The organism is Bacillus sp. SIMBA_026, from assembly GCF_046535335.1.
Lineage (GTDB): Bacteria > Bacillota > Bacilli > Bacillales > Bacillaceae > Bacillus > Bacillus velezensis.
In genome coordinates this window covers 1,301,748-1,314,896 of the sequence record NZ_JAWRWX010000001.1, presented here as the reverse complement: position 1 = coordinate 1,314,896, position 13,149 = coordinate 1,301,748, and the positions used below count along the sequence as shown (strand labels likewise).

Below are 13,149 nucleotides of genomic sequence, written 5' to 3'. Positions count from 1 at the left end.
GAAGTTGACTTTGTCACGGCGTTCCATTAGCCTGTAATTAATAGTGAAAAGGGAGGGGAACGGATATGGATTTACATACATATGAGAAAGAGTTTTTTGATCTGTTAAAAAGAGTATCCCACTATGTCGAAGCCATTGCGCTTATGCATTGGGACTTAAGAACGGGAGCCCCGAAAAAAGGCTCTGATGACCGGGCGGAAAGCATCGGACAGCTGTCGGCTGACGTTTTTCAAATCCAGACATCCGACCGGATGAAAGAACTGATCGACATCCTTCTCGCGCATGCCGAAGAGCTCTCTGAAGATACAGTGAAAGCGGCGGAACTTGCGAAAAAAGATTATGATCATAATAAAAAAATTCCTGAAGATGAGTATAAAGAATATGTCATTTTAACATCGAAAGCTGAAACGGCTTGGGAGGATGCAAAGGCGGCCTCTGATTTCTCTATGTTTGCTCCGTACCTTGAGAAGCTGATTAATTTTAATAAGCGGTTTATTTCGTATTGGGGCTATGAAGATCATCCATACAATGCATTGCTCGATATTTTCGAACCGGGTGTTACGGTAAAGGTGCTGGATCAGCTGTTTTCTGAATTGAAGGAAGCGATCATTCCGCTTATCAAAAAAGTGACGGCATCCGGCAATAAACCGGACACAGCCTTTATCACAAAAACATTTCCGAAAGAACAACAAAGAGACCTCTCCTTGTATTTTTTAAAAGAGTTCGGGTATGATTTTGACGGCGGCCGCCTGGACGAGACGGTGCATCCGTTTGCGACGACAATCAACCGGGGCGATGTACGGGTGACGACCAGATATGACGAAAACGATTTCCGCACGGCGATTTTCGGAACGATTCATGAATGCGGGCATGCGATCTACGAGCAGAATATTGACGAAGCGCTGAGCGGAACGAACTTATCTGACGGTGCATCCATGGGAATTCATGAATCCCAATCGTTATTTTATGAAAACTTTATCGCCAGAAATCAACATTTCTGGACCGCCTATTATGAAAAAATGGTTGAGGCTTCGCCTGATCAATTTCAAGATGTGAAAAGAGAGGACTTTGTACGCGCTGTCAACGAGGCGAAACCGACCTTTATCCGAATTGAAGCCGATGAGCTGACGTATCCGCTTCATATTATTATCCGTTATGAAATTGAAAAAGCAATTTTCAGTAATGAAGTGACAGTGGAAGAACTGCCTGCATTGTGGAATCAAAAATATCATGATTATTTAGGCATTACGCCGCCATCTGACGCAAAAGGCATTTTGCAGGACGTACATTGGGCGGGCGGCGATTTCGGCTATTTCCCTTCCTATGCGCTCGGATATATGTATGCGGCACAGCTGAAGCATACCATGCTTGACGATCTGCCTGAATTTGACCAATTAATAGAACGGGGCGATTTTGAGCCGATCAAACAATGGCTGACAGAAAAGGTTCATCAGCACGGAAGACGCAAAATGCCGCTTGACATCATAAAAGATGCAACGGGAGAAGAGCTGAACGTTCAATATCTCATTGAGTATCTCGTCGGCAAATATTCAAATTTATATTTATAAACGAAACGCCCGGCATACACCGGGTGTTTTTCTAAAAATTCTAAAAAGACGAATAATCGAAACCGATTCTTTGTAAAAGTTCGGAAATATTCAAATTTCACTATGCAAAAGAAGTGTATCTTGTTATAATTTGATTAATATCATACGAACACTCATATAATCGCGTGGATATGGCACGCAAGTTTCTACCGGTCACCGTAAATGTCCGACTATGAGTGAGCAATGGGACGGCTTTATTCGGCCGTTACGTGTAGATCATTCGGCATTGCTTGCTCTTTTTTTGGAGAGCGGGCAATGCTTTTTTTATTTTTTATAAGCGGGGGTAATCATTGTGGAAGCATTAAAACGAAAAATAGCAGAAGACGGAATTGTTCTTTCTGATCAAGTGCTGAAAGTGGATTCTTTTTTAAACCATCAAATTGATCCGGTTCTCATGCAGCAGATCGGCCGGGAATTTGCGCGCCGTTTTGAAAAAGACGAGATAACCAAAATCGTCACAATTGAATCTTCGGGTATCGCCCCTGCGGTGATGGCTGGCCTTGAACTCGGCGTTCCCGTCATCTTTGCGAGAAAAAGGAAGTCTCTCACATTAACGGATGATCTGCTGACGGCATCCGTCTATTCTTTCACGAAAAAAACAGAAAGTCAGATTGCAATCTCCGGAAATCATCTGTCGAAAGATGACCGCGTGTTAATCATTGACGACTTTTTAGCGAACGGACAGGCGGCAGAAGGACTTTTATCCATCGTAAAACAAGCAGGCGCAGCGGTTTGCGGGATCGGAATCGTCATTGAAAAGTCATTTCAGCCGGGAAGAGATGAGCTGGTGAAAAAAGGATGCCGGGTCGAATCACTGGCGAGAATTCAATCGCTTGAAGATGGAAAAGTGACATTTGTACAGGAGGTCCGTTCATGAAAAACGGCTATGCCAAAACACTTTCCCTCGGTATCCAGCACGTGCTTGCCATGTATGCCGGCGCCGTCGTTGTTCCTTTAATTGTAGGAGCGGCATTGGGACTGAACGCAGAACAGCTGACATATCTCGTATCAATTGACATTTTTATGTGCGGGGCGGCTACGCTGCTTCAAGTATGGAGGAATAAATTTTTCGGCATCGGCTTGCCTGTTGTGCTCGGCTGTACGTTCACCGCGGTAGCGCCGATTATTTCGATCGGTAAGGAATACGGGATTTCAGCCATTTACGGAAGCATTTTGGCATCGGGTCTGCTTGTCATTCTGCTGTCGTTTTTCTTTGGTAAGCTCGTATCCTTTTTCCCGCCTGTCGTAACCGGATCTGTCGTGACGATTATCGGGATGACCTTGATGCCGGTCGCGATGAATCATATTGCCGGCGGGGAAGGCAGCGAGGATTTCGGTGATCCGGCTAACCTTGCCCTCGGATTTACGGTGCTCGTCATCATCGTGCTGCTTTATCGGTTTACAAAAGGATTTTTGAAATCCATTTCGATTTTAATCGGCATTGTCATCGGGACGGCCATCGCATATTTTATGGGAAAAGTGCAATTTGACAATGTGGCGAATGCTGATGCAATTCAAATGATTAAACCGTTTTACTTCGGGACGCCGACATTTCATGCGGCACCGATTATTACGATGTCCATCGTTGCCATTGTCAGCCTTGTTGAGTCAACCGGCGTCTATTTCGCTCTCGGTGACCTGACAAACCGGCGCCTGTCTGAACGTGATTTAGCAAAGGGCTACCGCGCGGAGGGCGTGGCGGTATTCATCAGCGGCATTTTTAATGCTTTTCCGTATACGGCCTATTCCCAAAACGTCGGCCTCGTGCAGCTGACAGGAATTAAGAAAAACGCGGTTATCGGTGTCACGGGCGCACTTTTAATGCTCTTCGGCCTTTTTCCGAAAATCGCAGCCTTCACGACCATCATCCCGTCTTCGGTACTGGGAGGCGCGATGGTGGCCATGTTCGGCATGGTCATTTCCTACGGCATTAAAATGCTCAGTCAAATTGACTTTAAAAAGCAGGAAAACCTTCTGATCGTCGCGTGTTCGGTCGGATTGGGACTCGGTGTAACCGTCGTTCCCGATATGTTTAAGCACCTGCCGTCTTACTTAAATCTGCTGACCACAAACGGAATCGTCGCCGGAAGCTTTACCGCCGTCCTTTTGAATATTATTTATAATATGATTCCTAAAACGAAAAAAACCCTTGATGTGACAAGGGTTCAAGAGGGTTAGTCACCCGTTTTTCTTAAAAAAATAACATTTTAATAACATTTCTTTATGAAATCCCGAGATCGAGGATGCTTCCGAAAGTTTGTTGAACTTTTTGTGAGGCATCCTCTTTCATTTTATTTGTAACATGGGTATAGATTTTCATTGTTGTTTTCACATCATCGTGGCCGACTCTTTTCATCACAGTCGCAATATCGACACCTGCTTCAGCTAACATACTGATATGTGAGTGTCTGAATATGTGAGGAGTCGCATGTTTTTTTATGGATGTTTTTTTTAGAATTCTTTCCATCCGATAAATGATGCTTTTTGGCAGGTAAGGGTACCCGTTTTCTCTTGCGAAAATAAAGTTTTCATTATGGTACTCAGATAATTTTGTTTGTGATTGCAAATGCATCTTTTTCACTTTCGTTTTATATGCTTTCAGCATGGCTATAATTTGATCGTCTATAGCAATTGTCCGAATTGATCCAGGTGTTTTGGGTGGAGTTAATTCATACTCTCTCATGTTATTACTTTCTGAATAAATGGTTTTAGTTATTCGGAGTTCTTTTGTTTCGAAATTGATGTCAGACCATTTGAGGGCACATAACTCCCCGGATCGCATACCTGAAAAAGCAAGTAAATAAAATCGTTCCAGATCCATGTGTAGACCGTGATTTTTAACTGCTAAAAGAAATTCCTCGATCTCCGATTTTTCGAGGTATTTTTCAGCTATGTTGTTATTTTCAATTTCTTCAACGGTTATTCTTTTTTTAGGCACTATAGCATCTGCAATAGGATTGCTTTTGAGAAACTTTACCTTAACAGCATACTTAAATATCATGCCTGCTGTCGTATGTACTCCATTCATAGTGCTTCGTGAATACCCTTGTTCTGCTAGTTTGTTAAGTATTTTTTGATACTGTCTCAAGGTTATTTTATTGATGATGGATTTGGCAAAGTAGGCATTTAATATTTTTATCTCTTCTCGTCTGATTCGGACAGTGTTCTTTTTCTTCCCTGTTAACATATACTCTTCCAGCCATTCGGCTGCGACTTGATCAAAAGTTATCTTTTTCACTCTTGATTCATCGATGCCATCTTCATTTAAAGCTGCTATTGCATCACGGACTCTTTGCTCAGCTTCTTTTTTTGTTTTACCCCGCCGCGGAATTTGCTTTCGTTTGCCGGTGACTGGGTCACGAGGGCCTTCTCCAACTGCTAACCACTTTTTACCCTTGATTAATTCTTTGGTATACATTCTTTCACCTCTTAGATTAAGTATAGGAGTTGTTATAAATACAAATGAAATTAATAAGTAGGGGAGGAGAGTTGATGCATTCTGGAAAAGAACTTATGTTCTGGTGTTTTGTTTAAAGAAAAGCCCTACAAGGGCTAATCAAAATTTAAAAAACAGGACTTTTCTCAACGACTCGATTTTTGCTGATGAGATTCCGTTCAAGTCCGGATCAGTTTCAGATGAGAATAAGATTGAAAACCCTTGAACCATAAGGGATTAGGAACATGGTGAAATTATCCTTTCGGATCGGGTTCATTTGTATTTCGGTTCAAGTTCCGATCTTATTAGTAAACAGAAATAACTTAATAAACAATAAAGAATAATTACTTTTCCTCTTTTTTGTTTTTGAAATTCTCTGCAATCATTTTTTCAATCCCATCAAGTCGCCTTAGAGCATCTGCAAGATATTTATCTTTTTCATCCTCCGTCATCAGTTCCTGTCCTTCGACATTATCAAAACGAACATCATTCTGCTTACGGAGTTCTTTAGCTTTATCTTGGTAGTACTCTTGACCTCTTAACAAGTAATCTGTAGAGACTTCAAAGAAATCAGCTATTTTAACTAATGTTTCATAGTCTGGCTGTCTATGGCCTCTTTCATAATTAGCATATGTGCCCCTGTGAACGCCAACCTTTTCAGCCATTTGTTCTTGTGTTAACTTCTTGCCTTTACGGAGTTGAATTAACCGGTCTTTAAACATAATTTCACCTCATTCATTAAACATTATAACGTGTCGAAATGAAACAAATAAAGTTTTGTGTCAAAACGACGAAAAAGTTATTGACATTGTTTCTAATGGACGATATCATAAAAACAAATGATTCGTTTCGACGCAAATAGGGGGTGAATCTATTGAGGAAATGGTTGATAGACATCCGTGGAGACAAAAGCCAACAGGAAACAGCTGAGGAAATTGGTATCTCTAGAGGTGCTTACGCGAACATTGAATTAGGAAAGAGAAATCCTTCAGTAAAACTAGCAAAGAGAATTGCTAACAACTTTGATGTCGATTGGACGCTTTTTTTTGAAGAAAATGTCGTCGTTTCGAAACAAAAATCAAACACAGCATAGGAGGTACCAAATATGTTTACCATGCAATACGACGATAACTTCATTGATCAAATTGCAGCAAAAATTGCTGATAGGGCAACAGATATGTTGGTTGAGCGACTAGGGGCGTTGAATGAGCTTCCTCACATCTTAACCAGAGAAGAAGCGATGAAAGTACTCAGATGCGGTCAAACAAAAATGTCTGAACTCATGTCGCGACCTGATTTCCCGGTAAATGATGAGTTCGGCAAGAAAATTCCAACCCAGCTGCTTTTTAAATGGATTGAAAGAAATACCCGTTGGGTGGAGGAAAATACCCAGTATTTCCGTAAGGGGGCAACCGCATGAATCAACTTGTTTTTATTGAAGGCGATCAAGTTGTAACCGATAGCCTGACTGTTGCTGAGGTATTCGGAAAGCGTCATGATCATGTTTTACGTGATATTAAAAACCTTGATTCTAGTAAAGAATTTAATCTCCACAATTTTGGGGAGGTTGAATATAAGGACAATAGAAATCGCACTTATAAAAAATATCTCATCAAGCGTGATGGTCTTACATTCTTAGTTTTTGGTTACACAGGTGCAAAGGCAGCGCTGTTCAAGGAAAAGTATATTTCGGAGTTTAACCGAATGGAAAATGAGCTTCAGAAACTAAAGCAGCCATCTTATATGATTGATGATCCAGTCAGCCGAGCAAAGCGATGGATCACCGAACAGGAAGAACGGCAACAACTTGAACAAACATTGAGAATTCAGGAGCCTTTAGTCAGTTTTGCTGAATCGTGTATGGCGTCTGAAAAGTCCCTGCTTGTCAGAGAGGTTGCAAAACTTGCATCAAAACAAGGCATTGTTATTGGTGAGAGGCAGTTGTTTCAGAAATTACGAGATTGGAAGATGATCTTCTCCAACAAAAATGAGCCCTATCAAGAATATGTGAACCGCGGTTACTTTGAAGTAGCACAGGGAGTTCGAGAAGTAAGCGGAAAGTCAAAAACGTGGCTCACAATGAAGATTACACCAAAGGGACAAGCCTACATCATTAACAAATTGAAAAAGCAACTGGCAAGTTAGTATTTTCATTACTTAAATTTTACCAGTAAAAAACTGAATATATCAGGAGGCAAACATATGGAGAACAACCCATACAATTTGCGAAATTTACCGCAGATTATGCGTAGTGTCCGAAAATCGGCAGGCCTTGCACAGTATCAAATCGGTAATTTAATTGGGGGAAAGGATCAACGATATGTTTCTGATGTGGAAAATGGCTTTAGCAAACTCACTCCTGAACTATGCATTAAGTGGTTTGAAATATGTGAAGCCTATGAACATATTGATCTCGTGCATTATCTTTTCCGTCTGCACCCAACAGCGGCTGCACCCATTGATCCTGCATTAAATGAAAGTGCAAGTGCCGCGGTAATCAATATGGTCCATCAGTTGGAAGAGGCCTTGGAAGCAACAAAACACCTAGCCCGTTGGCTGGCAAGTGACAGGCCGGGTAGGAGGGCAGGGGAACTGCCAATGGGTGATATTAAACAGATTTTCGATCTTATCCCAGCAAACAAGACACTCGTTTATTCACTAGCCCGCGGACACGGTTTAAAGATACAAGAACTAGCGGATAGGTGGACAAGAAAAGCGCTAGTTGATCAAGTAGCAATGGCAAAACACGAGGAGAGGCAGGCAATTACGATATGAACAATAATCAATTTCTTACATCAGATTTAGAAGCTGCTAAACGGAAAGTGGATTCAGCAGAAGAATTGGCGATTATGCTATGTGAGGCCTTGCGTGATGGTGATTACGAGGAAGCCATTAGCTTAGCCGGAAGCATAAAAGTTTTGACGGAGGATATTAACCGGTTAGCAAACAAAGGTCGTTTGTACGATGTAGCTATGAAAATGCAGCAGCGAGGTATTAATTTAACTGTAATAAGCAGGTGCTCGCAATGAACATTGAAAATCCAATGGTTTTGAACAACTGGCACGATAAAACATCAGAACCTGAAATGAAAAAGGATTTTTTTGGGGACATCATAATGCCAACAGATGATTATGTAATCGACAGCGGCGAGGTAATTTTGAGGGATAATCTTGAACGGTACTTAAAGGAGCAGCTTGGTTTTGAATTTCAAACAGCGCAATAAAAAAGCCCACTCGGCAAAGTGGACTTCGTAAGGCGTTTTGATTATTGATTGGAATCTAATTATATCAAAACGCCTCATAGAAAACAATGGAGGTTTTATAAATGGCAAAATCAATTACAGTGTCATTCAGCGACCGGGCGGACGACCAGGAACGTTTAAGTCAGGTTGGCGGTTCAATTACATTTGACAACTATGGATGTCCTGTATTCAGTTTTCCGTCAATGGACGCATACCGAGAATGGCAGAGGCTCGGCACAGAAGCTTATTTGAGAAAGGTGGCAGCGAAATGAATGGATTATCTCAGGTAGATTACTCAGATTACATGCCCGCACCTCAACAGGCAACCAGCGTGACTACCGAAGCTATGATCAGTCGTCAAGCTCAGGAGGTTCAGGCTGCTATGGTTATCGCTAAGCAATTTCCGCGGGATGTATACGCGGCGTTCGATCGGATTAAGAAAGCATGTGAACGGAGACTGTTGGCCGAGAACGCGGTGTATGAATATCCGCGAGGCGGCTCAAAAGTATCCGGTCCTTCTATACGTCTTGCTGAAGCGTTGGCGCAGAACTGGGGGAACATTGATTACGGGATTATGGAATTGGAACAGAAGGCAGGAGAATCGTCTGTCATGGCTTATGCCTGGGACCTCGAAACGAATACCCGTCAAACCAAGATTTTCACGGTTAAGCATGAACGGAAAGCGCGCGGTGCTATTACAAAGCTTGATGATCCAAGGGATATTTATGAAATGGTTGCCAATCAAGGCGCGCGACGGTTGCGTGCCTGCATACTTGGAGTAATTCCAGGCGATATCGTAGATGCTGCGGTTGATATGTGTCAGCAAACATTAATCAGCGGTCATAAAGAACCTTTGGAGGATCGTCTCAGAAACGCTTTATCTCTTTTCAAAAAAGAGTTTGGCGTTACAAAAGAAATGATCCAGGAATACATCGGCAATGCGATCGATGCTTTCACTGAACAAGATTTCTTGAAAATTGGATGCATTTACACGTCCCTTCGTGATGGGATGGCAAAAAAAGAGGATTACTTCAATATCAAGGCCACAGGCGCGACTAAGTCAAAGGCTGAAGAAGAGTTCAAAAAGCAAAAAGAGCAAGTTGGGAAGGCAGATGAAAAAAAGAAAAAGGCTGGTGATCCTGCTGATGAGGATGATTCCGGCGCTAAACAAGGAGAATTACTATTCTAACGAGATTGATAGATATTACATGTCAAATTCTCAATATAAGAGCTTTCTGCAATGCGAGGCGGCAACAATGGCCAAGATTAACGGTGAATGGGTGTCGCCGGGTTCAGAAGCTCTCCTCTTCGGTCAATATGTTCATGCCTGGCTTGAAGGGAAACAGGTATTTGATGAATTCAAGAGAAACACGCCATCACTTTTTACACAAAAAGGCCAGCTGTACAAGCAATATCAGTTAGCTGATCTGATGATTGAGGCGATTCAACATGACGAACTCTGTATGTTCGTTCTGCAAGGAGCAAAGGAAGTTATCGTAACGGCTGAACTTTTCGGCGTTCCGTGGAAAGGCAAGCTGGACGTATACAACCCGGCCGGCAGCCGTTTTGCAGATCTGAAAACAACCCGTTCACTTCGAGAAAAGGTGTGGAATCCGGAAATAGGCTATTGCTCGTTTGTCGAAGCATACGGATACATCGGACAGATGGCGCTCTACGCAGAAATGGAAAGGCGTATGACTGGGCGTAACGAGTGGCTTGAACCTCTTATCGTGGGGGTGTCTAAAGAGGATCCGCCGGATAAGGCAGTCATCAATATCGATAAGGGCCGAATGGAAGTAGAGCTTGAAGAAATTGAGCAGCGTATGGGTCGTATCCTGCAAGTGAAACACGGCGGCGAAAAGCCGGAGCGATGTGAGAGATGCAAATATTGCCGTGCAACAAATCAGTTAAACAGTATCATTCATTTCTCGGAGCTGATCAGCTGATGGAAAAGGATTTAATTAAGGTTCCGATTCCGCATTGTTATTACTGGCTGGTTAAGACAGTAAGGCGTGATATGAGGAAGGGCTTATATACACGGTATGTAACGGACTATCTGAAGACAAATGAACCATCTTTAGAATTAACAGATATTGATTTTAAGTCTCTAACAGCAGTGTGTAAAAGGAAGTAGGTGAGCGATATGGATACGCAAGGATTAGGATATGTCATTTTACCCCGCCTGCCATTTAAAGATTCACGGGATGAGACAATATACGATCATTTATTCAAACGGGCAGAGTATAGAGCGGATCAGGATTTAGAACTCGGTCAGACAATCATTAAGCTTGTGGAATTAGCAAAGCGTTTTAATTGGTCATCCGATCAGATCAAATACTCGTTAGACAGAATGGTCAAGCAGGAGTATTTAAAACTGGACAGGCTGCCGCAAAAACGCGGCTTTATTGTTACAGTTCTGAATTACGCGGATTACATACAGCTTGGCAATTACAACAAGAAGAAGGACCTTGTCCAAGTGTCGGAAGAAAGAAAGGAAGTTGATGAAAAAGTGAAAAATGTCTTTGAATTATTCGAGAACAAAGTCGCCCGTACTATCGGACCAATTGAAGCTCAGCGAATTGGCTATATGGTTGAAGATTACGGCGAGGAGAAGGTCATGGAGGCTATGAAACAGGCTTTCAGGAACAAGGGAAGCAAGGTTGGTTTAAATTACATTGAAGCAGTTCTATCAAATCCGTTTACGCAGAGAAGAAAGGAGAAAAAACAGCATGATAGCTCACAAAACACAAAGTACGGACATGGCAATGGCGGGCATTCTCAAAAAACTACAGGACAGGTCAGCCCAATTTTCAGCGGAACAGGCCGCCTCAGAAGAAAAGGCTGAATATGATTGTCCTGACTGCAAGGACAAAGGAATCATTGTTTATCGGGTTCACCAAGATACTGAACGGCAGCTGAGAAAAGAACAAAAAACAATGGAGAGTCTAAATGCTGATCAAATGGTGAGGGAAGAGGATTACCTTGCAGGAAAAGTGTGCTTACCGGATAAGGCCCGGGAATGGAAAACCACATTTTCAAAGCAATGCGAGTGTGTAAAACGAAAAAAGATCGCGCGGCTTATGAAGGCCAGCGGCATTACGGAGGAATTTGAAATGCTTTTATTCGGTAATTTCATTACAGACGGAAAGCCTGACATGATTAAAGAAGCATATGAGTGCGCTATGGAATACTTTAAGGATTTTCAAAAAGTTAAAGGAGAACGTTCGAACAGCATCGCCCTCCTTGGGCAGCCTGGCAGCGGAAAAACGCACCTATTAACGGCAATTATGAACAACCTTATTAAGAAAAAATCTGTTTACTGCATGTATTTCCCTTACGTTGAAGGGATGGGGAATTTAAGAGATAACTTTGACCAACTAGAGTCCAAGCTTGATGCAATGAGAAAAGCGGACGTTCTATTCATCGACGATTTATTTAAACCAGTAAAGGGAGAACCGCGGGCCACAGATTGGCAGGTTGAGCAGATCCAATCGGTTGTTAATTATCGCTACCTGAACCACAAGCCACTGCTGATTTCATCAGAATTAGATACAGCAGCATTATTAGATATAGACGAAGCGCTCGGATCACGGATCCATCAGATGTGCCGTAATTATACGGTAATCATCAAGGGAGACCGAATGCAATTAAATCATAGGTTAGGAGAATGGGAATGAGCTTAAAAACGAACGTTCAAGGATCCGGAGGGATTTACATGTTCGGCCCGGCTGAACAGACAGGCGGACAGGATCTCACACCGGCGATTAGGATCCTGGAGGAGAAAATAAGGCAATTGGAGCTGGTGAGAAGTGCTTAAAGCAGTTGCGGCGCTGCCAGTCATATTACTGACTGCACCTTACAAGGAAAAGCAGATCGAGCATTGGGAACAGATTGACGGGAGGTAAAAGGCTGTTGAGTTCTATTCAGTTTATTGTTTATGGAGAGCCGATCGCACAAGGACGGCCGCGGGGATCCATTCAAAACGGAAAGGTTAGAATGTACGATCCTGTAAAGTCAAAAAATTTTAAGCAGTATGTGGCACTGGTTGCATCTCAGCATCGGCCAAAGCAGGTTATTACTGGTCCTGTCGCAATGGAAGTCAGAGTATTCAGACCGATGCCGAAAGCTGTATCCGGATCGAAGAGGAAAAAGGAGAACGCTGAAAAAGGCCTTTTACGCCCTGTAACAAAGCCGGACGTCGATAACTATGTAAAAGGTGTCAAAGACGCTTTAAACCATCTGATATACAAGGATGATAGTCAGGTAGTCGATTTGAAGGTCAGTAAGTTTTACAGTGAAGAGCCGCGGGTGGAAGTCATTATAACTGAGATTGTGTCATGAAAGGTAGCTTTTCTATGGATCCTAAATTAAATAATCAAGAGGTCAATAACATGCAAGAAAACAACAACAATCCTTACGTACCAGGACCGGTAAAGGAATGGAAGATGACGCCGGAAGAACTGGCAGCATATGTCGAAAAACATCCAATCATATACCGAGAGGAATTAAAGCCGTCTCCAGCATTCACAATGAGCGGCTGGGAAAATCCGTACTAAGGATATAAAAAAACACCGAAGCTTATGCCTCAGTGCTTATGATTCGAATTGGTACTTCTATCATAGCACAGGAGGAGTCTAGGTGTACAACCCTAAAGAAATTAAAAATCATGAAGGAAGTATTCAGCAAAGTATGGAGCCTGGGAAAATCCGTATCATCGTTTTAGATGGTACTGAAGGAACAGCGCATGTATTGGATGTCCCAGAGCACGGAAAGACCATCATCCAAACCTCAAAAGGCAGCTTTGCGCGAGTCGATCACGAAATAGGATTCAAGGTGAAATAAAACGAATGTAATTATTCAGAAAA

Annotated in this window: 20 protein-coding genes and 1 riboswitch; of the genes, 18 read left to right on the top strand and 2 right to left on the bottom strand. The window is 42.4% G+C overall.

Annotated features, from left to right (window positions below):
* Positions 1-65 precede the first annotated feature (65 nt).
* The 3 genes from SB847_RS06245 to pbuX all read left to right on the top strand — a co-directional run bounded on the left by SB847_RS06245 (position 66) and on the right by pbuX (position 3,785).
* Positions 66-1,568, top strand: coding sequence for a carboxypeptidase M32 (locus SB847_RS06245; protein ID WP_410561696.1), 1,503 nt, complete (start codon positions 66-68; stop codon positions 1,566-1,568).
* 132 nt (positions 1,569-1,700) lie between these two features.
* A riboswitch (purine riboswitch) is annotated at positions 1,701-1,800 on the top strand.
* Positions 1,801-1,899: 99 nt separating this feature from the next.
* Positions 1,900-2,484 (top strand): xanthine phosphoribosyltransferase, encoded by a 585-nt coding sequence (xpt, locus tag SB847_RS06240; protein WP_012117825.1) that lies wholly within the window; start codon positions 1,900-1,902, stop codon positions 2,482-2,484.
* Complete coding sequence (gene pbuX, locus SB847_RS06235; RefSeq protein ID WP_410577472.1) at positions 2,481-3,785, top strand: xanthine permease PbuX; 1,305 nt, start codon at positions 2,481-2,483, stop codon at positions 3,783-3,785. Before xpt ends, pbuX begins: the two co-directional genes overlap by 4 nt.
* 43 nt (positions 3,786-3,828) lie before the next feature.
* On the opposite strand, the gene SB847_RS06230 is transcribed toward pbuX, so the two are convergent.
* A complete protein-coding gene (locus tag SB847_RS06230) occupies positions 3,829-5,025 on the bottom strand; it encodes a tyrosine-type recombinase/integrase (RefSeq protein ID WP_335433482.1) in 1,197 nt (398 codons plus the stop codon).
* 362 nt (positions 5,026-5,387) lie between these two features.
* Positions 5,388-5,765: a helix-turn-helix domain-containing protein gene (locus tag SB847_RS06225; protein WP_014418220.1), complete on the bottom strand. Its 378-nt coding sequence runs from the start codon at positions 5,763-5,765 to the stop codon at positions 5,388-5,390.
* A gap of 152 nt (positions 5,766-5,917) precedes the next feature.
* Here SB847_RS06225 and SB847_RS06220 point away from each other — a divergent pair, with 152 nt between their 5' ends.
* From SB847_RS06220 to SB847_RS06150, 15 genes are all read left to right on the top strand, one after another.
* Positions 5,918-6,136, top strand: coding sequence for a helix-turn-helix transcriptional regulator (locus SB847_RS06220; RefSeq protein ID WP_025852635.1), 219 nt, complete (start codon positions 5,918-5,920; stop codon positions 6,134-6,136).
* 12 nt (positions 6,137-6,148) lie between these two features.
* The gene (locus SB847_RS06215) at positions 6,149-6,463 is read left to right on the top strand and encodes a hypothetical protein (protein ID WP_032863594.1); all 315 of its coding nucleotides are present in this window, start codon (positions 6,149-6,151) and stop codon (positions 6,461-6,463) included.
* Positions 6,460-7,188, top strand: coding sequence for a Rha family transcriptional regulator (locus SB847_RS06210; protein WP_335433481.1), 729 nt, complete (start codon positions 6,460-6,462; stop codon positions 7,186-7,188). Before SB847_RS06215 ends, SB847_RS06210 begins: the two co-directional genes overlap by 4 nt.
* 57 nt (positions 7,189-7,245) lie before the next feature.
* Positions 7,246-7,818, top strand: a complete 573-nt coding sequence (locus tag SB847_RS06205; protein WP_335433479.1) for a helix-turn-helix domain-containing protein — start codon at positions 7,246-7,248, stop codon at positions 7,816-7,818.
* Positions 7,815-8,072, top strand: a complete 258-nt coding sequence (locus SB847_RS06200) for a YqaH family protein (protein WP_032859261.1) — start codon at positions 7,815-7,817, stop codon at positions 8,070-8,072. Before SB847_RS06205 ends, SB847_RS06200 begins: the two co-directional genes overlap by 4 nt.
* Positions 8,069-8,266 carry a YqaI family protein gene (locus SB847_RS06195; RefSeq protein ID WP_032863598.1) on the top strand — a complete coding sequence of 66 codons (198 nt, stop codon included), beginning with the start codon at positions 8,069-8,071 and terminating at the stop codon, positions 8,264-8,266. Before SB847_RS06200 ends, SB847_RS06195 begins: the two co-directional genes overlap by 4 nt.
* A gap of 101 nt (positions 8,267-8,367) precedes the next feature.
* Positions 8,368-8,556, top strand: a complete 189-nt coding sequence (locus SB847_RS06190) for a hypothetical protein (RefSeq protein WP_335433477.1) — start codon at positions 8,368-8,370, stop codon at positions 8,554-8,556.
* Positions 8,553-9,473: a hypothetical protein gene (locus SB847_RS06185; protein ID WP_410577468.1), complete on the top strand. Its 921-nt coding sequence runs from the start codon at positions 8,553-8,555 to the stop codon at positions 9,471-9,473. Before SB847_RS06190 ends, SB847_RS06185 begins: the two co-directional genes overlap by 4 nt.
* Complete coding sequence (locus tag SB847_RS06180) at positions 9,397-10,230, top strand: PD-(D/E)XK nuclease-like domain-containing protein (protein ID WP_410577466.1); 834 nt, start codon at positions 9,397-9,399, stop codon at positions 10,228-10,230. The genes SB847_RS06185 and SB847_RS06180 overlap by 77 nt, the downstream gene beginning before the upstream one ends.
* Before the next feature lie 197 nt (positions 10,231-10,427).
* Entirely contained in the window at positions 10,428-11,129 is a 702-nt protein-coding gene (locus SB847_RS06175; protein ID WP_064107575.1) for a DnaD domain protein, read from the top strand.
* Entirely contained in the window at positions 11,014-11,961 is a 948-nt protein-coding gene (locus SB847_RS06170; protein ID WP_335433489.1) for an ATP-binding protein, read from the top strand. Before SB847_RS06175 ends, SB847_RS06170 begins: the two co-directional genes overlap by 116 nt.
* Positions 11,958-12,101, top strand: coding sequence for a hypothetical protein (locus tag SB847_RS06165; protein ID WP_335433473.1), 144 nt, complete (start codon positions 11,958-11,960; stop codon positions 12,099-12,101). Before SB847_RS06170 ends, SB847_RS06165 begins: the two co-directional genes overlap by 4 nt.
* Positions 12,102-12,196: 95 nt before the next feature.
* Positions 12,197-12,625: a RusA family crossover junction endodeoxyribonuclease gene (locus SB847_RS06160; RefSeq protein WP_047935875.1), complete on the top strand. Its 429-nt coding sequence runs from the start codon at positions 12,197-12,199 to the stop codon at positions 12,623-12,625.
* Positions 12,626-12,639: 14 nt separating this feature from the next.
* Complete coding sequence (locus SB847_RS06155) at positions 12,640-12,840, top strand: hypothetical protein (RefSeq protein WP_229045370.1); 201 nt, start codon at positions 12,640-12,642, stop codon at positions 12,838-12,840.
* 82 nt (positions 12,841-12,922) lie between these two features.
* Positions 12,923-13,126: an XtrA/YqaO family protein gene (locus tag SB847_RS06150; protein ID WP_025852610.1), complete on the top strand. Its 204-nt coding sequence runs from the start codon at positions 12,923-12,925 to the stop codon at positions 13,124-13,126.
* The last annotated feature ends 23 nt before the right edge of the window (positions 13,127-13,149 follow it).